The following is a 20,262-nucleotide window of genomic DNA, read 5'->3' as shown; positions in this document are numbered from 1 at the left end:
GAGCCCCCTTTTGCGTAACCAGTGCTGCGGATCAGCCGCGCGCGCTGCCCGGACCGGTGCCGGTAACCTTCTGCATTGCGGTCAGGATCGCGCCCGACTGCTCGCTGCCCGACTGCGGGGCCTTGAGGTTCGAGAACTCGCTGATCTTGTCCCAATTGGCGGCGAAGCCTTCGACCGTGCGGTCTTCGTCCTTCAGCCAGACCGCATCGTTCATCACGGTCCAGGCGCTATGGAAGCCGCCCGCACCCGCGCCGACGATAGCGTTGGTCGGCGCATCTTCGCTGACGAGGAACAGCGCGGCCGGGACCACATTGACCGGGTCGAACAGCTTGAAGGCTTCTTCGGGGAACAGGTCTTCGGTCATCCGCGTGCCCGCCACCGGGCTGATCGTATTGACCTTGATGTTGTACTTCGCGCCTTCGAGCTGGAGCGTCTTGGTCAGGCCGGCAAGGCCGAGCTTGGCCGCGCCGTAATTGGCCTGGCCGAAATTGCCGAACAGGCCGGTCGACGAAGCGGTCATCAGCACGCGGCCATAGGCCTGCTCGCGCATGGTTTCCCACACGGCCTTGCTGACGTTGGCCGAGCCGTTGAGGTGGACGTCGACGACGAATTCGAAATCGTCCATCGTCATCTTGGCGAAGGTCTTGTCGCGCAGCACGCCGGCATTGTTGATGACGACATGCACGCCGCCCCATTTCTGCTTGGCGTCGGCGACCATCTTTTCCATCTGTTCGAATTCGGTGACCGAGCCACCGTTCGACATGGCTTCGCCGCCGGCCTTTTCGATTTCCTCGACCACCTGCAGCGCCATATCCGAATGGCCGGTGCCGTCGCGCGATCCACCGAGATCGTTGACCACGACCTTGGCCCCGCGGCGGCCGAGTTCGAGCGCGTATTCACGGCCCAGACCGCCGCCTGCGCCGGTTACGATGGCTACCTTGTCCTTGAAATCGATGCTCATCGAGCTGCTCCTGCTTTGTCGTTTACGTAAAGGTTAATTGGGCGCGTGGGTGGCATGTTCGCTTCGCACTTGCAACACCGGGTATGGTGGACCGCCGTTCCGTAGCGGCGGGACGCTCAGCCCAGCCTGGCCAGCGCCGGAACCAGTTCAGCCAGCGACTCGATCTCCGCATCTGCGCCCAGCTCGCCGCGCGGTTTGTCGCAATACCCATAGCGCGCGCCGATCACGGGTACGCGGGCCGCGCGCGCCGCCGCGACGTCATACGAGCTATCGCCCACAAAGGCGAGGCTGCCGCCGCCGCCGCGCCGCTGCGCTTCGAAGATCGGGTCCGGCGCGGGCTTGGCCTTGCCTTTGCCCATGGTATCGCCGCCGATGATCGCGGCGAAATGATCGGCGAGGTCGAGCGTGGTCAGGATCTGCCGCGCGAAGCTTTCGAACTTGTTGGTTACCACCACCATCGCGATGTCGCGTTCGCGTAGCGCGTCGAGCGTTTCACGGGCATGCGGATAGGGCTGCGTGTGGACCGCGTTATTGTCTGCATAATAGGCCAGCATGGCCTTGTAGAGCCTGCGGAATTCATCCTCGGGCAGGCCGCCCTGTTCGTCCACCGCGCGCTGCAGCATGATCTTCGCGCCGCCGCCGATCAGGTCGCTGGCGTGGTCCGCCGGGACGGGCGCGAAGCCGCCGAGGTCCAGCGCGTGGTTGACCGCCGCGCCAAGGTCGCGGTGGGTTTCGAGCAAGGTTCCGTCGAGATCGAAACCGATGATGGCGAAGGGCAAGTCGGTCATGGCAGCGGCGGTGGCGGAAGGTTCTTCAAACTGCAAGCGATTGGTGGCAAGGCTCGGCGCCATGAACACTTCCCGCGAATTCGCCGCCGTCATCCTTGCTGCAGGCAAGGGAACCCGCATGAAAAGCGACCTGCATAAGGTCCTGCATCCAATCGCCGGGCGGCCGATGCTGCTCCACCTGCTCGACAGCTTTGCCCAGCTCGATCTCAAGCGCACGGTCGTGGTGGTCGGCGACAAGCGCGAGCAACTCGACGCCGCGCTGGAAGGGCGCGACGTTGCCACTGCATTGCAGGAGCCGCAGCTCGGTACTGCCCACGCCGCGCTGCAGGCGCGTGAAGCGCTCGAAGGCTTTTCCGGCCATATCCTCGTGTGCTTCGGCGATTGCCCGATGGTTCGCGGGGAGACGGTACAGCGGCTGATCGCGGCGCTCGACGATGGCGCGAAGGTTGCGGTTCTGGGCTTCCGTCCGGCCGATCCGCTCGCCTATGGCCGCATCATCGCCAATGCCGATGGCACGGTTTCCAGAATGGTCGAATTCAAGGATGCGAGTGCGGACGAACGCGCCTGCGACCTGTGCAACTCGGGTCTGATCGTGGCGCATTCGGACGATATGTGGCCGCTGCTCGACGCGGTCGGCAACGATAATTCGCAAGGCGAGTACTACCTCCCCGATGTCGCCACCGGCGCGATTGCGCGCGGCGATACGGTCAAGGTGGTGGAGACCGATGCGGGCGAGGTCGCCGGGATCAATAGCCGCGCCGAACTCGCCCGCGCCGAGGCGCAATGGCAGGAGTTGAAACGCGAGGAAGCGATGACCGACGGCGTCACGCTGACCGCCCCCGAAACGGTGTTCTTCAGCTGGGACACCGCGCTGGCGCCCGATGTAACGGTCGAGCCGCATGTCGTGTTCGGCCCCGGTGTCACCGTCGCCCGCGGCGCGCGGATCCGCGCTTTCAGCCATCTCGAGGGCGCGCGTGTGGGGGAAGGGTGCTCGGTCGGTCCCTATGCCCGCCTGCGTCCCGGTGCGGTGATGGAAAAGGACAGCTTCGTCGGCAATTTCGTCGAGATGAAGCAGGCTACGCTGGGCGAGGGGGCCAAGGCCAGCCACCTGACCTATCTCGGCGACGCCGAGGTCGGCGCGGGGGCCAATATCGGTGCGGGTACGATCACCTGCAATTACGATGGCTATTTCAAGCACAGGACGGTGATCGGCGACCGCGCCTTTATCGGCTCGAACAGCGCGCTGATCGCGCCGGTGCGGATCGGGGCGGATGCGATCGTGGCCGCGGGCAGCGCGGTCAGCCGCGATGTCGGCGACGGCGATCTGCGCATGGTGCGCGGCGAGCAGGTGGTCAAACCCGGCTGGGCCGACCGCTTTCACGACGCGATGAAAAAGAAGAAGGCGGCGGCGAAGAAGTGAGAGCGCTGCCAGCCTTCACCCTGTTGCTCGCGTCCTGTGGGGGCGGGGCCGCGGAAAACGAGGCTGGACCGGCGCGGGAGCGCGGCAAGCCGGTGGTGGCCCCGGCGGCCGCGCTATCGCCTGTCGCGGCACCTGCTCCCACCAGTCCGCTTGGCAACACGGTCGGATGCGCGCCCGACGAAGACCGGATATTTTCCTGCAAGGTCGCCAGCGGCAAGCGGATCGCGATTTGCGGCACGGGCGAGCGGGACGCCGAATACCGCTTCGGCGGAAGCACCCCCGAACTCGTCCTGCGCGGCGGCCGCTGGGCGAGCGTGCCCTATTCGGGCGGGGGCGAGGCGCAGATTGTCTTTGCCAATGGCACCACGCGCTACATCGTCTTCAGCCGCATGGTCCGGACCAATTTCGCCGCCGGAGAACCGAACAACCCCGCGATCAGCGACGGCGTGATAGTGCTCGACGGCGAGAAGGTGATCGGCCTCCAGCTCTGCGACGATGCGGATACCGTCTCGATCGACTACGATCTGGCCGAAGCCCATTTCCCGCGCGCGGACGAACTGTTCAGCTGGGAGACCGACCGCGCCGACCGCCGAACCCGATAATTGCTGGCTGTGTGGGCGCGCGCTGGGGCGCAAGGTCCAGCAGCATCACCCCGTGCCCAAGGCCAAGAAGGGGCGCGAGACCGTGCCGCTCCACCCGATCTGCCACCGCGCGATCCACGCCAATTTCACCAATGCGCAGCTGGCACGGATCGGCGCGGACCGCGACGCGCTGCTTACCGACGAGGCGCTGGCGCGGTTCGTGGAATGGGTGGCCGACAAGCCGCCCGATTTCCACGCCCCGACGCGCAAGCCGCGCTGATCAGTCGGCGAGCCGCTGCAGCAGATAGACCATCTGCAGCGCCTGGATCTTGGCGCGCTGTTCGTTATCGACCCCGCCCGAATGGCCGCCGGTCATGTCCTCGAAGTAGTAATACTCCTGCCCCAGTTCCTTGACCCGCGCCGCGCCCTTGCGCGCATGCGCGGGATGCGTGCGGTCGTCCGCAGTCGAGGCCCAGAAGAACGGTGCCGGGTAGTCCTTGTTCTCGAGCAGCTTCTGATAGGGCGAATAGGGCTCGATCCAGGCGCGCTGTTCGGCAATCCGCGGATCGCCATATTCACCCGTCCACGACGCGCCGCGCCCGATCACGTGATAACGCAGCATGTCGAACAGCGGGATCTGGACGATCGCCGCATTGAACAGGTCGGGACGCTGGGTGAAGGCGGTGCCCACCAGCAATCCGCCCTGCGAGCCGCCCTGGATGCCGAGATGGTCGGGGCTGGTGATCCCGCGCGCGATCGCATCCTCGGCGATGGCGAGGAAATCGTCCCAGGTACGCTGCTTGTTCTCGCGGATTGCGTCCTGGTGCCAGCCGGGGCCAAATTCGCCGCCCCCGCGCATATTGCCGAGGATGTAGGCGCCGCCGCGCTCGAGCCAGATCTTGCCGATCGAACCGAGGTAGGAGGGCAGGCGCGGGACCTGGAAGCCGCCATAGCCGGTCAGCAGCGTGGGATTGGTCCCGTCCATCACCATGCCCTTTGGCTTGACGAGGAAATAGGGGATATTGGTCCCGTCGGCGCTGGTCGCTTCGTATTGTTCGACTTCCATGCCTTCGGCGTGGAAATAGCTGGGCGAGGTCTTGATCACCTCGGGCACGGCGCTGCCGTCCGAATAATAGAGCGTCGAGGGGGTGAGGAAGTCGGTCACCGAATACATGATCTCGTCCGAACTCTCCGACGCGGTCTGCACTCCCACGGTCGAATTGTCGGGCAGTGCGATCTCGCTCGAAACCCATGCGCCATCGACATGATCGAACTTGAGCACGCGGCCGCGAACATTGTCGAGCAGGCTGACATAGAGGCTTTCGGCAGTATTCGCCGCGCCCTGCTTGGTCTGCTTGTCCTCGGGGGCCCAGACGAGCGTCTTGGTCGCACCGTTCGGGTCGGCCTTCAACGCTTCGAGATCGACCGACACCAGCGCGTCGGCGGGGAAGGTCTGGCCCTGCGTTTCCCAATCGACATCGGTCGAGAACAGCAGCTGGCCGTCGATCAGCCCGTAGGGCGCGGCCTTGAGCGGCATGTCGAGCCGCAGCCATTCGCCTTCATGCTGCCAGAAATACTCGGTTTCGTGGAAGCTGGTCGCGCGGAAGGCGTAATAGCCATGCGCGGTGCCGGTGTGATCGCGCAGCAATGTGGCGCTCGACCAGACATCGGCTTCCTCGCCGCGCCAGATTTCCTGCGCGTCCTCGATCGCGGTGCCGCGTTTCCAGATGCGCGATGTGCGCGGATACTGGCTTTCGGTCAGCGTGCCTTCGCCGAAATCGCGGCTGACCAGCAGCGTATCCGCATCGATCCATTCGATCCCGCCCTGGCTCTTCTGGTCGAGGAGGAAGCCGTCCTCGACGAAGCTCTTGGTGGCCATGTCGAACTCGCGCAGCACGGTGGCGTCTTCGCCGCCGTCGCTCAGCGCGATCATGCACATCCGCTCCTGCGGCGGCAGGCAGGTGCTGCCCTTGTAGACCCACTCGCGCCCCTCCGCCTCGGCCAGCGCATCGACGTCGAGCACGGTTTCCCACTGCGGGTCGTCGGTGCGATAGCTGTCCAGCGTGGTGCGGCGGACCAGCCCGCGCGGGTTCTGCTTGTCCTGCCAGAAATTATACAGCCCGTCGGGGCGGATCGTCACATAGGGAATGCGATCCTCGCTGTCGTAGATCGCCAGCGCTTCGGCCTTGACCGCGTCGAACCGCGGGTCGCCCGCGATGAGCTCCATCGTCCGTTCGTTCTCGCTGCGCACCCAGTCGAGCGCTTCGTCGCTGCGCGCCTCCTCGAGCCAGATATAGCTGTCGTCCTCGGGACCGGGGATGCCGTCCTGCGCGGCGGCGGGCGTGTGGGGTGCAAGCGTCATGGCAGCGGCAATGGCCAGCGCGGATACGAGTTTCAAGGCCTGTCTCCTGAGTCTTGGACGCCTTATGCGCAAAGGCGGGGCGCAGGAGCAAGGGCGCGGGTCGTTTTGGCGAAATCCCTCCGGCGGCGACCCGTCAGTCGGCTTGGGCAGGCCCGTCGCGCAGCACCCAGACCGAGATCGTCCGGGCATGGATTCGCGCTTGCGACCGGCGTTCGTAATCGCGCGTCACGGTCCGCATCACCAGCGCCTTCACCTCCTCGTTCTGCGTGGTGAAGGGTATGTCCGCGGTGACGATCACCGCCGGCGGCTGCGCCAGGATCCGGCGGACCTCGTCAATCTGCCGGATGCCCAGCGCATCGCGTTCCAGCGCGTTGTTGAGATGGTCGGGATAGATGAACCGCGTCGGCAGGCAGCTGCCCGTTTCGCGGTAGAGCGCGGTGGGACCATCGAAGATCCACAGGCAGCGCCTGCGGTCGTCGACCAGCGGGCTGATCGTGGCCACCAGCTGCGCCATGCCGGCGCGCGAACGCTGCGTCGCATCCACCCTTGTGCCGTAATACAGCAGCGAGAAGCAGATCGCGATCGCGACCAGCATCGGCGCCAGCCGCAGCGGCCCGCTCCGGTCGAGAAACGGCAGCGCCAGCAGGATCGTCGCGGGGACCAGCGCAGCATAATAATAGGCATAGACGGTCGAGGGCAGGAACACCGTGGCCAGGCTGGCGAGCAGCCAAGCGGCATAGAAGGCGTAGGCGCGCTTGTCGGTGGGGATACCCATCCGCAGCGCCGCATAGGCCCCCAGACCCGCGAGAGCGACAAGCGGGAGCTGGTACAGCCAGTGCGCCGAGAAGCGCCCGGCGGGGGAGGGCAACCGGTCGAAGAAGCTGACGAAATTCGCAAACCAGAAGGCGTCCCATTCGCCGATCGCAAGATAGGACAGGCCGACCAGCGCCGTAGGCAGCAGCCCGAGAGCGGCAAAGGCGGCGGCCAGTCCGGCGAGCCGGACAAGCGACCGATCTCGTCCGTACTGGCCCCACAGCGCCCACAGGCCGAAGAACGCGCATTGCGGCACCACGGTATATTTGATCTGCAGAGCCAGTCCGCCGATCAGCATGGCGGCAAGCGCGCGGCGGATCGCATGCGGATGGCCGGGATCGCGCACCAGGATCGCCATCGCCAGCATGGCGGGGACATGGAAAATCTCGGTCTGGCCCGAATGCGGGCCGTAGAGCGCCATCAGGATGAGATAAAGAACACCGGCTCCCATCGCGACGGTCCGGTCGACCAGCGTCAGCGCCAGATGCCGCGCAAGCACGGCGCCGAGCACTGCGAAGCCGGTCGCGAACAGCTGATAGGCCAGCGGCGAGGGCCCCCCGATGGCATGCGCCAGCGCATAGAGCAGGAACAGACCGAACGGCTTGCGGTCCCACAGATCGACGAACGGCAGCTTGCCATCGAGCATGGCATTGCCGATCAGCGAATAGAGCTGTTCGTCGATATCGGCATTGGCATCGCCCAGGAACGGCAGGCGGATCACCAGCGCACAGACCGTCAGGAGCAAGACCACGCTGAACGCGTCGGCGCGCGAGCGGAAACCGGCTTGCGGATCACTGGACTTCACGATTTGCGCCTTCATGGCGTGCTGGCCCCCACCTGTCGCCATGCTCTGTGGCGCAGCGTGGTAAACTTTAGCCTAACCCACGCGGGGTAGGCGATAGGGCGCGCAAACGAAAAGGGCGACCCCGCAGGGCCGCCCTTCGTGTTCGGTATGGGGCGAAAGCCTCAGCCCTCGACGTGTTCGGCGAGGACCGTCAGGCCGTTTTCGCCGACCTCGGCGAAACCGCCGCGGACTTCGACCAGTTCGGGCGCGGCGCCTTCGGTCTTGTAGATCTGCACCGATCCGTCGCGGATCGTCGACATGAAGGGCGCGTGGCCTTCGAGCACGCCGAATTCGCCTTCCGCACCGGGTACGACGACCATGTGGACGTCTTCGGAGCGGACCAGCTTGGCGGGAGTTACGAGTTCGAAGTGCAGTGGCATGTCATTCCTCAAGCAGGTATTGCTGGATTATCAAAGGTGCTCCCGCATCGATGGCGCTTGCGTCGAAGAACTGGACCCCCAGATAAACTTCATCGATGGCCGGAGTGCGAAGCGTGGTCAATTCAAGGCGCTCATCCGGCGATGGTGCAGTCGGGTCCGGAAAAAGCGTATTATCAATTAGCCTGTAATCCGCGAGCATTCCATCGAAGGCGCGCCTTGCGCCTGGTCCATCCACGCTCACCTGACAAAAATTGGCATCCCGAGAATTGCCGATCCGGATTTCACCGTCGTCAGCTTGCCGAAACACGTAATCAACAGTGCCAGCCCGGGCGTGTTCGTGTGTTCCTTCCGAGGAATACCCGCGCGACACAATCTGGCTTTCTTCGGCCAACGGTGTCTCAATATCCATCAGCCTCGGACAGAGTTCAATCACCGCTTCTCGACCCAGTTCTTCCAGATCAGCAGCATGCGACGGCGTGGCCATAATACCTAAGGCCACGCCTCCAGCCGCACATAGAAAATGGCTAGGTCTCCGTAGCAAACTGCTTACGAGTCCTCGGCCAGCTTCTTGGCCTTCTCGACCGCCTGATCGATACCGCCGACCATGTAGAAGGCAGCTTCGGGCAGGTGATCGTATTCGCCGTCGACGACTGCCTTGAACGAGGCGACCGTGTCTTCGAGCTGCACGAACTGGCCGGGGATGTTGGTGAACACCTCGGCGACGTGGAACGGCTGCGACAGGAACTTCTGGATCTTGCGCGCGCGGGCCACGGTCAGCTTATCTTCTTCCGACAGCTCGTCCATGCCCAGGATGGCGATGATGTCCTGCAGGCTCTTGTACTTCTGCAGCGTTTCCTGGACCCGGCGGGCGGTGTTGTAATGCTCTTCGCCGACGACGCGCGGTTCGAGCACGCGGCTGGTCGAATCGAGCGGATCGACGGCCGGGTAGATACCCAGTTCCGAAATCGCACGGTTGAGCGTGGTGGTCGCGTCGAGGTGGGCGAAGGAGGTCGCCGGTGCCGGGTCGGTAAGGTCGTCGGCGGGAACGTAGATCGCCTGGACCGAGGTGATCGAACCCTTGTTGGTCGAGGTGATGCGTTCCTGCAGGTTGCCCATGTCGGTCGACAGCGTCGGCTGGTAGCCCACGGCCGAGGGAATACGCCCGAGCAGCGCCGACACTTCCGAACCCGCCTGCGTGAAGCGGAAGATGTTGTCGACGAAGAACAGCACGTCCTGGCCTTCGACGTCGCGGAAATATTCCGCCATGGTCAGGCCCGACAGTGCGACGCGGGCACGTGCGCCCGGCGGTTCGTTCATCTGGCCGAACACCAGCGCAACCTTCGAACCTTCCGAGATGGCATTGCCGTCGGCGTCCTTGGCGATAACGCCTGCGTCGAGGAATTCGTGATAGAGATCGTTACCCTCGCGGGTACGTTCACCGACACCGGCGAAGACGGACACGCCGCCATGGCCCTTGGCGATGTTGTTGATCAGTTCCTGGATCAGCACGGTCTTGCCGACGCCGGCACCGCCGAACAGGCCGATCTTGCCGCCACGCGCATAGGGCGCGAGCAGGTCGATGACCTTGATGCCGGTGACGAGGATGGCCGCTTCGGTCGACTGGTCGACGAACAGCGGGGCTTCGGCGTGGATCGGCATCGTCTGGTCGGCGCCGACCGGGCCGCGTTCGTCGATCGGCTCGCCGATGACGTTCATGATGCGGCCAAGCGTCTTCGGGCCGACGGGGACCGAGATCTGCGAGCCGGTGTTGACGACTTCCTGGCCACGGACGAGACCTTCGGTCGCGTCCATCGCGATGGTACGCACGGTGTTTTCACCGAGGTGCTGCGCGACTTCGAGGACCAGCGTGTTGGCGCCGTTCTTCGTTTCGAGCGCGGTCAGGATGGCGGGCAGTTCACCTTCGAACTGCACGTCGACGACAGCGCCGATGACCTGGCTGATGGTGCCGTTGGGCGATTGGTTGAGTACGGGTGCGGTGGCCATGATCTATGTCCTGACTTGGGGTTTAATGCGCCTTAGCCGACGCAGACATTTTCCGGATCGGCAAAGGCCCATTCGCCTTCGCCAGCAGTAAGGGTCGCCTTGTTGCGAAGATATTCGTCGTCACCGAGGCCGAATTCGCACACGACATCGGGCGAACCCATGCCGGCGCGCTTGCACATGGCGGTGTTGACCGCCTCGTCTTCGGGGCAGGCTTCGGCGTATTTCGCAGTGAGCAGCGCCTGGTCGGGCGCGGGCAGCGTCTCGATCGGCTCGGGCGTCACGACCTGTTCGGGCGCGGTCTGCGCGGCGGGTTCTTCGCCGCAGGCAGTCAGCAGCGCGAGGGGGAGGAGGAGGGCAAGCTTGTTCACATCGGGTCCTTAGAGAGCTTCCGCACCGGCGATGATTTCGATCAGCTCGGTGGTGATGGCGGCCTGGCGGCTGCGGTTGTACTGGATGGTCAGCTTGCTGATCAGATCGCCGGCATTGCGCGTGGCATTGTCCATTGCGGTCATCGACGCGCCCTGTTCGGACGCCTCGCGTTCGAGCAGCGAAGCGAACAGCTGCGTCTTGACGTAACGCGGCAGCAGTTCCTCGAGGATTTCCTCCTCGCCCGGTTCGTATTCGACCACCGCATCGCCCGCGGCTCCCGTATCGCCTTCGGGCGAGGGGACGGGGATCAGCTGTTCGACGGTCGGGTCCTGCGCCAGCGCCGATTTGAAGATCGGGTAGACGAGGTGGGCGACATCGAATTCACCCTGCTCGAACCGCGCGATCAGATCGTCGGCGATCGCTTCGGCTTCCTCGAAGCCCGGCTGGCGCACTTCGGAGGTGTCGAACCACTTTTCGATCCGCTCGGCATAGTCGCGCTTGATCGGGGCGCGGCCCTTCTTGCCGACGAGGTAGAAGCGCACTTCCTTGCCCTCGGCGATCAACGCGCGCGCCTTGACCTTGGCGGCCTTGACGATGTTGGCGTTGAGTCCGCCGCACAGGCCCTTGTCGGTGTTGACGACCACCAGCAGGTGGCGCTTGTCCGATCCGGTGCCGCGCAGCAGGCGCGGGGCGCTGTCGCCGCTGACCTTGCCGGCCAGCGATGCCATCACGCCCGACAGCCGTTCGGCATAGGGACGCGCAGCTTCGGCCGCGGCCTGCGCCCGGCGCAGCTTGGCCGCTGCGACCATCTGCTTGGCCTTGGTGATCTTCTGGGTCGACTTGACCGAGTTGATACGGCCCTTGAGTTCCTTGAGGCTAGCCATTTCGGCTCCCTATCTTCGTGTCTCTGGGCTCAGGCGAACTGCTTGGCGAAGGTCTTGAGCGCGTCGACGACCTTGTTCTTGGTGTCGTCTTCGAACTTGCCCGTGGTGCGGATTTCTTCGAGCACGTCGGCATGTTCGGCGCGCATGAAGCTCAGCATCTGGGCTTCGTAATCGGTGACGCGGTCGACCGGAACGCTGTCGATATAGCCATTGGTACCGGCGAAGATCGACACCGTCTGCTCTTCGAACGGCATTGGGCTGAACTGCGGCTGCTTGAGCAGCTCGGTCAGGCGCGCACCGCGGTTGAGCAGCTTCTGCGTGGCGGCATCGAGGTCCGAGCCGAACTGCGCGAAGGCCGCCATTTCACGGTACTGCGCGAGGTCGAGCTTCATCGAGCCCGAGACCTTCTTCATCGCCTTGGTCTGTGCGGCACCGCCGACGCGGCTGACCGACAGGCCGACGTTGATCGCCGGACGGATGCCCTGGTAGAACAGGTCGGTTTCGAGGAAGATCTGGCCGTCGGTGATCGAGATCACATTGGTCGGGATGTAGGCCGACACGTCGCCTGCCTGCGTTTCGATGATCGGCAGCGCGGTCAGCGAACCGCCGCCTTCGGCCTTGCTCATCTTCGCCGCGCGCTCGAGCAGGCGGCTGTGGAGATAGAACACGTCGCCCGGATAGGCTTCGCGGCCCGGCGGGCGGCGGAGCAGCAGCGACATCTGGCGGTAGGCCACGGCCTGCTTGGAAAGGTCGTCATACACGATCACGGCGTGCATGCCGTTGTCGCGGAAGAATTCGCCCATTGCGCAGCCGGTGTAGGGCGCGAGATACTGCAGCGGAGCGGGCTCCGAAGCGGTCGCGGCGACGACGATCGAATATTCCATCGCGCCGTTTTCTTCGAGCTGCTTGACGATCTGCGCGACGGTCGAGCGCTTCTGACCGACGGCGACGTAGATGCAGTAAAGCTTCTTGCCTTCGTCGTCGCCCGCATTGGCTTCCTTCTGGTTGATGAAGGTGTCGATCGCGACGGCGGACTTGCCGGTCTGACGGTCGCCGATGATCAGTTCGCGCTGGCCGCGGCCGACGGGGACGAGTGCGTCGACGGCCTTGAGGCCCGACTGCACCGGTTCGCTGACCGATCTCGCGCGGGATGATGCCCGGCGCCTTCACTTCGACGCGGCGGCGTTCGGTCGATTCGATCGGGCCCTTGCCGTCGATCGGATTGCCCAGCGCATCGACCACGCGGCCGAGCAGGCCCTTGCCGACGGGGACGTCGACGATGGTGTTGGTCCGCTTGACGCTGTCGCCTTCGCCGATTTCCTGGTCCGAGCCGAAGATCACCGCACCGACATTGTCGGCTTCGAGGTTCAGCGCCATGCCCTGAACGCCGTTGGCGAATTCGATCATCTCGCCGGCCTGCACGTTGTCGAGGCCGTGGATGCGGGCGATGCCGTCACCCACCGACAGCACAGTGCCGACTTCGCTGACTTCGGCTTCGGTCCCGAAATTGGCGATCTGGTCCTTGATGACCTTGGAGATTTCTGCGGCGCGGATATCCATGATGTGTGTCCTTTAAGCCTTCATGGCTTGCGAAAGCGAATTGAGACGGGTGCGGATCGAGGCGTCGATGCGCTTCGAGCCGATGGTGACGACGAGGCCGCCGAGCAGATCGGGCTCGACCTTCGTGGAAAGCTTGACGGTGCGGCCCTCGCGGGCGGTCAGCTTGGCCTTGAGATCGGCCAGCTGCGCATCGGTCAGCGCATGCGCGCTGGTCACTTGGGCAGTGACTTCACCGCGCTGCGCGGCGGCGATCGCGCGGAACGCGGCAATCACTTTCGGCAATTGGTTCAGCCGGCGGTTCTGCGCCAGCACGCCGAGAAAGTTCTGCGACAGCTCGGTCAGGCCGAGGATCGCCGAAACGCCCCACAGCGCCTTTTTCGCATCGCTGCGCGAGACCTTGGGGTTGGTGGTGACAGCGGCGAGCTCGGCCGATTCGGCGAGCGCGGCCTCGATCTTGTCGAGGTCCGATTCGACCGCGGTCACGGTTCCGTTTTCGCTAGCGAGGTCGAACAGGGCCGAAGCGTAACGCCCTGCCAGGCTAGCCTGAATACCGGCGGAAATATCCACGCGCTTGAGGTCCTCTCGGGTCCGGAAGAAAAGTCTGTGCGATCCAAGCCGGTCGCGGGCGAACGAGAGTCACCCCGGCAAGGTCGGCGCGCGCCTAGCAAAGCCCCCTCGCAATGGCAAGCCGACTCCGGGCCGGGGTGCTGGACTCTGGCGGCAAGCGGCGTAAGTTAAGTGGCATAACGCAACCAGTCACGCGGGAGAGAGCGATGAGGATGGTGCCACTGGCCCCCAAATGCGGGGTCGAAGTCGAGGATGTGAATCTGGCCGAGGCGGAGGGCGATACGCTCACCGCAATCAAGCAGGCGATATACACGCACGGCGTCGCGCTGTTTCGCGGGCAGGCCGATTTCACGCCGGAGGCGCATATCGCCTTCGCCCAGCGCTGGGGCGGGATCGACATCAACAATTACTTCCCGCTGACCGACGAGCATCCCGAGATTGCCGTGGTCCGCAAACGCGCCGACCAGGTCACCAATATCGGCGGCGGGTGGCACACCGACCATTCCTACGACCAGGTGCCCGCGATGGGCTCGATCCTCGTCGCGCGGACGCTGCCGCCCAGCGGCGGCGACACGCTATGGGCGCATATGGGCGAGGCCTATGACGCGCTGCCCGAGGACCTCAAGGCCGAGATCGAGGGGCTCGAGGCGTTCCATACCGCCGATCATATCTATGACGAGGGCGGTCTCTACGCGAAGACCGACATGGGCAGCGATCTGCGCGGTCAGGCGCTCAAGACCGGCGCGACGCACCCGATCGTGATCCGCCACCCGCAGACCGGGCGCAAGCTGCTCTATGTGAACAGCGCTTTCACCATGCATATCGTCGGTAAGTCACGCGAGGAAAGCCTGCCGCTGCTCCAGCGGTTGTGCGATGCGGCGACCGCGGCCGAGAATACCTGCCGCGTGGCGTGGGAACCGGGATCGGTCGCGATCTGGGACAACCGCACCACCTGGCACCTCGCGATGAACGACTACCAGGGCCACGCGCGCGAAATGCACCGCATCACGCTGACCGGCGAACCGCTGGCGGCCTAATTGCGCGCGTTACATTCATAGACCAGCCGCTCGTTCGCTTCACGCGGGAGCTGGGCCAGCACTTCGCTCTGCAGCTCGCCGAGCTGAGCGGCGGCATTGTCGCTGCCGCATTCGGGCGCGGAATATTTGCCGCGTGCCTCCCGCGCCTCGCTCATCGCATTGCGCGGGAGGAGATAGCGTTCGGTGCGGAAGATGCGGCGGTCGGGGTCGAAGCTGTTGACCGACACCGCGTCTTCCGAATTGGGCACGAAGACCCGGCTCCAGCTCGCCACCGGCAAAGCCGTATTGCGTGCGCGTGTTGACGCAGCCGTCGGCGGTCCAGTCGAACTCGATATCCTCCACCTTGGCGCTGGTCACGCGGCTGCGTTCGGGCACGAGCGTGCACAGCAGCGCCGCGGCGCCCGATGCGGGCGTGTCGCCGCCTGCTGGATCGCCCGCGCCATCGGCCATCGCGGCAGCAACGCGGCGGTCGATCTCGTCGAGGCCGGGGCGGGTGAGATAGGCGGCCAGCGCCGCCAGCACGACCACCAGCGTCGCCCCGCCGACCAGCCGCAGCCGCTTGTCGTCGCGCGGCTCGGCGCGCCATAGCGTCAGCGCCCATTGGCCGAGGCCGAAGGCGACCAGCAGCAGCACGAAGGCGAGGAACACGCGGTCCTCGCGCTCGACGATCACCCCCTGTTCGGCTTCGAGCAGCGCGCGCTCGCGCCTGGTCCGCTGCACTTCGGAGCGCTGTGCCATATCGGCGCGCGCGGCCATCTGTTCGCGCTGCAGGCGCTCGCGCTCGGCCTCGTCGAGATCGGCCATCGACCGGCATGTGCTGCCGTTGACCCGCGGTTCGACGCCATTGGCGCGCAGGAAGGGCAGCAGCTCGCGATTGGAAACCGCGAAGAAGAATTCGGCATCGCCGCCGTCATTGTCCGCGCCGAAGCTGTTGACCCCGACCACGCGGCCGCACGGGTCGAGCAGCGGCCCGCCCGAATTGCCGCGTGCGATCGGGGCGGTGTGGAGGATGGTGTCGAACTGGCGGCTGGGCCGCGCACCCGAGACATAGCCGCGGCTCTTGACCGGCGGCTGGCTGCGGAAAATATCGCTCAGGTCGAGCCCCTGCGCGCGGTCGACATTCATCGGATAGCCGACGCTGGTCACTTCGCCGCTGTCGGGCGGGATGCCGCCGGCCAGCGCCAGCGGGGGCAGCCGCAAGGCGCCGGTGATGCGGATCAGCGCCAGGTCGTTGCGCGGGCTGACCGCGATCGGCTGGCCATAAACCGCCTCGCCGCCGCCGCTGGGGATGATGCCGATGCGCAGCGCATCGTCGCGCAGGGCATCGCGCAGCACATGCGCATTGGTCACCACCTGGTCGCTCGCGACGGCAAAGCCGGTGCCGTGGCTGATCGGGACAAGCTCCTCGCCATCCTCGCCGATGATGACCACGCGCACCACGCCGCGCGCGGCGGCATCGATATCGGCGGGTTCGGCCTGCGCCAGCACCGGTACGAGCAGCACCAGCAGCGCGGCGAGAAAGGTTGGAATGCGTCCCATCGGGCCGTCTTGTGACGATCATTCGCTTTGACCGCAAGCCGCGGGATGCCCGCCCACCGCGGAACGGGCAGAAGGCTCTTGAGAGTTCAGCAAGGAGCCATTGATGACCTATCGGATCCAGGGCCTCGAGCCCGGCCAGTTCGCCCGGTTTTTCGCCAGCGACGAAGCGGAGCTCACCCACAGAGTGATCGCGGGGGAGGAGGGGCGCTATCCGTGCCGGGTCAGCCTGCGCGACGCGGACCCGGGCGATGAACTGGTGCTCACCCATTTTACCAACCACGCGGTCGATACTCCCTATCGCAACGCCTACGCGATCTATGTGCGCAAGGACGCGGGGGAAGCGGCGGACTATATCGACGAAATGCCGCCGATCCTGCGCGACCGGCCGATTGCGCTGCGCGGATACGATGCCGGCGGCTGCCTCCACACTGCCTCGCTCGCGCTGCAGGACGATGTCGACCGGGTCGTCCGCGCACTGCTGACCGATGACAGGGTCGCCTATGTCGATGCGCATAATGCGATGCATGGCTGTTTCGCGGCGCGGATCGAGCGCTATGATGGGGCCGACCATGACTGATGCCATCTCCGACGATACCGCCTGGGCGGCGGTCAAGCGGCGTGATCGCAGTTTCGACGGGCGCTTCGTCACCGGCGTGCTGACGACGGGCATCTATTGCCGTCCGTCCTGCGCCGCGCGGCATCCCGATCGCGGCAATGTGCGCTTCTTTGTCGATGGCGCGCAGGCGCGCAGTGCGGGCTTGCGCGCCTGCAAGAGGTGCCTGCCCGACGATGTCGGGCGCGACGAGGCGGCGGTGCTGGCGGCGATCGACGAGATCCGCCAGGCCGAAGATGCGCCCTCGCTCGCCGCGCTGGCGCAGCTGACCGGCTATTCGCCCGCGCATTTCCAGCGGGTGTTCAAACGCGCGATCGGCCTTTCGCCCGCCGCCTATGCCCGCGCCTTGCGCGAGGAACGCGCGCGCGATGCGCTGTCGGGCGGCGACAGCGTGACCGGCGCGATCTACGAGGCGGGCTACGGCTCGGCCTCGCGCTTTTACGAGAATACGAAAGGACGGCTGGGCATGACGGCAAGCGCATGGGCGAATGGCGGCGCGGGGGCGACAATCCGCTGGGCGGTGGTCGACACCACGATGGGACCGATGCTGGTGGCGGCGACCGACAAGGGTGTGTGCCGCCTGTCCTTCGGCGAAGACGAGAGCGAATTGCGCCGCCGCTTCCCCAAGGCCGATCTGGTCGAAGGCGGCGCGGCGTTCGGCAAACTGCTCGCCGATGTCGTGGCCAGCGTCGAGGCACCGGGCGATTTCGCGCATATCCCGCTCGACGTGAAGGGCACCGCTTTCCAGGAAGCGTGCTGGGAAGCCTTGCGCGCGATCCCGCCGGGCGAAACGCGCACCTATGCCGAAATCGCGGCGGCGGCGGGCAATCCCAAAGCGGTGCGCGCAGCGGGCAGCGCCAATGCGCGCAACAATGTCGCGGTGCTGATCCCCTGCCACCGCGTGGTGCGCAAGGGCGGCGATCTGGGCGGCTATGCCTATGGCCAGGATATCAAGCGCGAATTGCTCGAACGGGAGACGAAATGATGGACAGGATCGACGCATTCAGCGCGCTGCATGTACCGGGCGATCCGCTGGTGCTGTACAATATCTGGGACGCCGGCAGCGCCCGCGCCGTGGCTGCGGCGGGGGCGAAGGCCATCGCGACGGGCAGCTGGGGCGTGGCCGAGGCCAACGGGTTCAGCGATGGGGAGACGCTCCCGCTCGAAATCGCGCTCGAAAACCTCACCCGCATCCTCTCGGTCACCGACCTGCCGGTGAGCATCGACATGGAGGCCGGCTATGGCGATACGCCCGCCGCAGTCGGAACATCGGTGGGCAAGGCGCACGAAGCGGGCGCGAGCGGGATCAATATGGAGGACCGCATGCCCGGCGAAACCGGGCTGCTCCCCGTGGCGCAGGCGGCAGAGCGGGTTGCTGCCGCAGCCGCCACCGGCATTCACGTCAATGCGCGCACCGACGTCTATCTCCGGCGCGATTCCAAGGACTACACGCCTGCGCTGGTCGAAGACGTGCTGACGCGCGCCGCCGCCTTTGCCGAAGCGGGCGCGCGCAGCCTGTTCGTTCCCTTCCTCGGCGATCATGCGACGATCCGCGCGATCTGCGAGGCCTCGCCGCTGCCGGTCAACGTGTTGTGGGCGCCGGGCCGCGGTACGACTGCCGAACTGGCTGCGCTGGGCGTCGCGCGGATCAGCTATGGCCATGGTCCCTGGGCTGCGGCGATGGACTGGCTCAAGGCGCAGGCGGAGGCTGTCTATCGACAAGGATAGGGCGGGTACGCCGCCGGGCCGAATTCGATTTCGCTGCACGTCTTGTATTGCGAGTGATTCGCATTAACTGGAGGTCATGAGCACCAGACCTCCCCCGCGGACGCTTACCGTCCTCTCGCGCCAATCCCTTTCGCCCTCGATGATCCGGGTATCGCTCGGTGGTCCGGGCCTGGCGGGGTTTCCGCCCGATTTCGCAGGCGGCTACGTCAAGCTCATGCTGGCCCCGGCCAACGCGGGCGGCAAGCCCGTGGTCCGCACCTATACCATCCGCCACCAGGCCGAGGATGCGATCGCGATCGATTTCGCGCTGCACGGCGGCGAGGCTGCGGGCCCGGCGACCCGCTGGGCGCTGGCGGCCACGCCCGGCGACACGATCGAGGTGGGCGGTCCGGGCCTGCCCAAGCCGCTGCCGCAGGGGCGCGATTTCTATCTCGTCGCAGGCGACATGACCGCGCTGCCGGCGATTGGGGTCAATCTCGAAGCATTGCCGGCCGATGCGCGCGGGTTCGCTGCGATCGAGATCCAGGACGAACGCGACCGGCAGGACATCGCTGCGCCCGAGGGGGTCGAGATCGCCTGGCTGGTCAATCCCGAGCCCGGGCAGCGGCCCGCGCTGCTGGTCGATGCGCTGCGCAATGCCGCGCGGACCGAAGGCTCGCTCGCCGCATGGGCAGCGTGCGAATTTTCCGCCATGAAGCGGCTGCGCGAATATCTGCGCAGCGAACTCAGCCTCGCGCCCGCCGATCTCTACCTTTCCAGCTATTGGAAACACGGCATGATCGAGGACGAACACAAGCTCGCCAAACAGCAGGACGCCGCCGCGCAGCCCGCCTGAATCAAAACGGGGCGGACCCAAGGCCCGCCCCGCATGATCCGAATTCGCAGCCCGATCAGAGGCCCGAGTTTATCCCGTCGACGCTCTTGCTGACGAGGATGTTGACCGCCACGCGGCGGTTCTGCGCCTTGCCCTGTTCGGTGGTGTTGTCCGCCGCCGGGTCGGCCTCGGCCATGCCGGTCGGGGTCAGCATCCGGTAAGGTGCCCAGTCGCATTCCTGCTGGAGGAAGTTGACCACGCGCGAGGCGCGCTTCTCGCTCAGCTCCTGGTTGTATTCATAGTCGCCGGTCGAATCGGTGTAGCCGACCACCAGCAACAGCGCATTGTCGGTGTTCTTGGCCTGCGCCGCGGCCTGGCACAGCTCGTAGCGCGCCTGCTGCGACAGATTGTACTTGGCCGTGTCGAAATAGACGTTGGTCGTGCCCTTGATATTGTACTGGTCGATATTGGCAACGCGTCCGCGCAGCGCCTCGGTCGCGGCTTCATTGGCGGTGAAACGCTGGTCAGTCCCGGTGTGGATCATCCGCGCGGTTTCGAGATGCTTGCTCTTGAGCGCGATCTTGGTGGCGATCAGCCCGCGATCGGCCCATTCGACCGTCTCGACGTCGACCGGCAGGCCATTGAGCAGGTCGGCGGCCGAAAGCTGGTCCTTGTCGAGACCGAGGAAACCGCCGCTGCTGCGGATTTCGGTCGCCGGGCTGATAGCTACGACTGTGCGCATGCCATCGGCGCTGGTGACCTGGATCTTGTTATCCTGGCGCGCCGAGATCACGCCTTCGAATTCGGGGCCTTCGGGCATGCCGGTCAGGTCGCTGGGCGTGGTGCCCACGACAGTCATCGGTTCGCCTTCGCTTCGCGCACCGCCCTGCGGATCGAGTTCCTGCGCCTGTGCACCGGCGGCGAGGGGGAGGGCGAGCGCGGCGAGCGCTGCGACTGTCTTCGAACTCTTGGATAAGGCAATCATATTCATACTCCTT

The 20,262-nt window shown here is 65.6% G+C and carries 20 protein-coding genes and 1 pseudogene; 8 read left to right on the top strand and 13 right to left on the bottom strand.

All coding sequences use genetic code 11. The annotated features are described in order from the left end of the window. Positions 1-31: 31 nt before the first annotated feature. Both VWN43_RS09075 and VWN43_RS09070 read right to left on the bottom strand, forming a co-directional pair. Positions 32-961, bottom strand: a complete 930-nt coding sequence (locus VWN43_RS09075) for an SDR family NAD(P)-dependent oxidoreductase (protein ID WP_320181984.1) — start codon at positions 959-961, stop codon at positions 32-34. Positions 962-1,077: 116 nt separating this feature from the next. After that, positions 1,078-1,749 (bottom strand): HAD-IA family hydrolase, encoded by a 672-nt coding sequence (locus VWN43_RS09070; RefSeq protein WP_320181985.1) that lies wholly within the window; start codon positions 1,747-1,749, stop codon positions 1,078-1,080. 61 nt (positions 1,750-1,810) lie between these two features. On the opposite strand from VWN43_RS09070, the gene glmU reads away from it, so the two are divergent. From glmU to VWN43_RS09055, 3 genes are read left to right on the top strand one after another with little or no spacing between them, the layout of a single operon-like run. After that, positions 1,811-3,169, top strand: coding sequence for a bifunctional UDP-N-acetylglucosamine diphosphorylase/glucosamine-1-phosphate N-acetyltransferase GlmU (glmU, locus tag VWN43_RS09065; RefSeq protein ID WP_320181986.1), 1,359 nt, complete (start codon positions 1,811-1,813; stop codon positions 3,167-3,169). Next, entirely contained in the window at positions 3,166-3,771 is a 606-nt protein-coding gene (locus VWN43_RS09060; RefSeq protein WP_330767251.1) for a hypothetical protein, read from the top strand. The genes glmU and VWN43_RS09060 overlap by 4 nt, the downstream gene beginning before the upstream one ends. A 7-nt stretch (positions 3,772-3,778) precedes the next feature. Then, entirely contained in the window at positions 3,779-4,030 is a 252-nt protein-coding gene (locus VWN43_RS09055) for an HNH endonuclease (protein ID WP_330768585.1), read from the top strand. On the opposite strand, the gene VWN43_RS09050 is transcribed toward VWN43_RS09055, so the two are convergent. The 9 genes and pseudogenes from VWN43_RS09050 to VWN43_RS09010 form a co-directional block, all read right to left on the bottom strand. After that, positions 4,031-6,148 (bottom strand): prolyl oligopeptidase family serine peptidase, encoded by a 2,118-nt coding sequence (locus VWN43_RS09050; RefSeq protein WP_320181987.1) that lies wholly within the window; start codon positions 6,146-6,148, stop codon positions 4,031-4,033. 97 nt (positions 6,149-6,245) lie between these two features. After that, positions 6,246-7,730, bottom strand: coding sequence for an ArnT family glycosyltransferase (locus VWN43_RS09045; RefSeq protein ID WP_320181988.1), 1,485 nt, complete (start codon positions 7,728-7,730; stop codon positions 6,246-6,248). 161 nt (positions 7,731-7,891) lie between these two features. Then, positions 7,892-8,149 (bottom strand): ATP synthase F1 subunit epsilon, encoded by a 258-nt coding sequence (locus VWN43_RS09040; protein WP_253523330.1) that lies wholly within the window; start codon positions 8,147-8,149, stop codon positions 7,892-7,894. Between the two features lies 1 nt (position 8,150). Beyond that, positions 8,151-8,633, bottom strand: coding sequence for a hypothetical protein (locus VWN43_RS09035; RefSeq protein WP_320181989.1), 483 nt, complete (start codon positions 8,631-8,633; stop codon positions 8,151-8,153). Positions 8,634-8,695: 62 nt separating this feature from the next. Further along, complete coding sequence (gene atpD, locus VWN43_RS09030; protein ID WP_253523334.1) at positions 8,696-10,153, bottom strand: F0F1 ATP synthase subunit beta; 1,458 nt, start codon at positions 10,151-10,153, stop codon at positions 8,696-8,698. A gap of 32 nt (positions 10,154-10,185) precedes the next feature. Continuing rightward, on the bottom strand, positions 10,186-10,521 hold the full coding sequence (locus VWN43_RS09025) for a hypothetical protein (protein WP_320181990.1): 336 nt from the start codon (positions 10,519-10,521) through the stop codon (positions 10,186-10,188). A gap of 9 nt (positions 10,522-10,530) precedes the next feature. Next, positions 10,531-11,406: a F0F1 ATP synthase subunit gamma gene (locus VWN43_RS09020; protein WP_320181991.1), complete on the bottom strand. Its 876-nt coding sequence runs from the start codon at positions 11,404-11,406 to the stop codon at positions 10,531-10,533. 29 nt (positions 11,407-11,435) lie between these two features. Further along, positions 11,436-12,966: pseudogene (gene atpA / locus VWN43_RS09015) on the bottom strand (F0F1 ATP synthase subunit alpha). A gap of 12 nt (positions 12,967-12,978) precedes the next feature. Further along, positions 12,979-13,533: a F0F1 ATP synthase subunit delta gene (locus VWN43_RS09010; protein WP_253523344.1), complete on the bottom strand. Its 555-nt coding sequence runs from the start codon at positions 13,531-13,533 to the stop codon at positions 12,979-12,981. A 206-nt stretch (positions 13,534-13,739) separates the two neighbouring features. On the opposite strand from VWN43_RS09010, the gene VWN43_RS09005 reads away from it, so the two are divergent. Next, positions 13,740-14,570 (top strand): TauD/TfdA dioxygenase family protein, encoded by an 831-nt coding sequence (locus VWN43_RS09005; protein ID WP_320181992.1) that lies wholly within the window; start codon positions 13,740-13,742, stop codon positions 14,568-14,570. A 39-nt stretch (positions 14,571-14,609) separates the two neighbouring features. On the opposite strand, the gene VWN43_RS09000 is transcribed toward VWN43_RS09005, so the two are convergent. Then, entirely contained in the window at positions 14,610-16,109 is a 1,500-nt protein-coding gene (locus VWN43_RS09000) for a S1 family peptidase (protein ID WP_330767250.1), read from the bottom strand. Positions 16,110-16,212: 103 nt separating this feature from the next. Between VWN43_RS09000 and VWN43_RS08995 the strand changes: the two genes are divergently transcribed. The 4 genes from VWN43_RS08995 to VWN43_RS08980 all read left to right on the top strand — a co-directional run bounded on the left by VWN43_RS08995 (position 16,213) and on the right by VWN43_RS08980 (position 19,285). Next, positions 16,213-16,686, top strand: coding sequence for a DUF1203 domain-containing protein (locus VWN43_RS08995; RefSeq protein WP_320181994.1), 474 nt, complete (start codon positions 16,213-16,215; stop codon positions 16,684-16,686). Further along, complete coding sequence (locus VWN43_RS08990; protein ID WP_320181995.1) at positions 16,679-17,707, top strand: bifunctional transcriptional activator/DNA repair enzyme AdaA; 1,029 nt, start codon at positions 16,679-16,681, stop codon at positions 17,705-17,707. The genes VWN43_RS08995 and VWN43_RS08990 overlap by 8 nt, the downstream gene beginning before the upstream one ends. Continuing rightward, a complete protein-coding gene (locus VWN43_RS08985; protein ID WP_320181996.1) occupies positions 17,704-18,450 on the top strand; it encodes an isocitrate lyase/PEP mutase family protein in 747 nt (248 codons plus the stop codon). Before VWN43_RS08990 ends, VWN43_RS08985 begins: the two co-directional genes overlap by 4 nt. A 76-nt stretch (positions 18,451-18,526) precedes the next feature. Further along, positions 18,527-19,285: a siderophore-interacting protein gene (locus tag VWN43_RS08980; RefSeq protein ID WP_320181997.1), complete on the top strand. Its 759-nt coding sequence runs from the start codon at positions 18,527-18,529 to the stop codon at positions 19,283-19,285. Between the two features lie 55 nt (positions 19,286-19,340). On the opposite strand, the gene VWN43_RS08975 is transcribed toward VWN43_RS08980, so the two are convergent. Then, a complete protein-coding gene (locus tag VWN43_RS08975) occupies positions 19,341-20,249 on the bottom strand; it encodes an OmpA family protein (protein ID WP_330767249.1) in 909 nt (302 codons plus the stop codon). Positions 20,250-20,262 lie beyond the last annotated feature (13 nt).

The organism is Qipengyuania sp. HL-TH1 (assembly GCF_036365825.1).
GTDB lineage: Bacteria > Pseudomonadota > Alphaproteobacteria > Sphingomonadales > Sphingomonadaceae > Qipengyuania > Qipengyuania profunda.
This window is presented reverse-complemented; position numbering and strand designations above follow the sequence as displayed.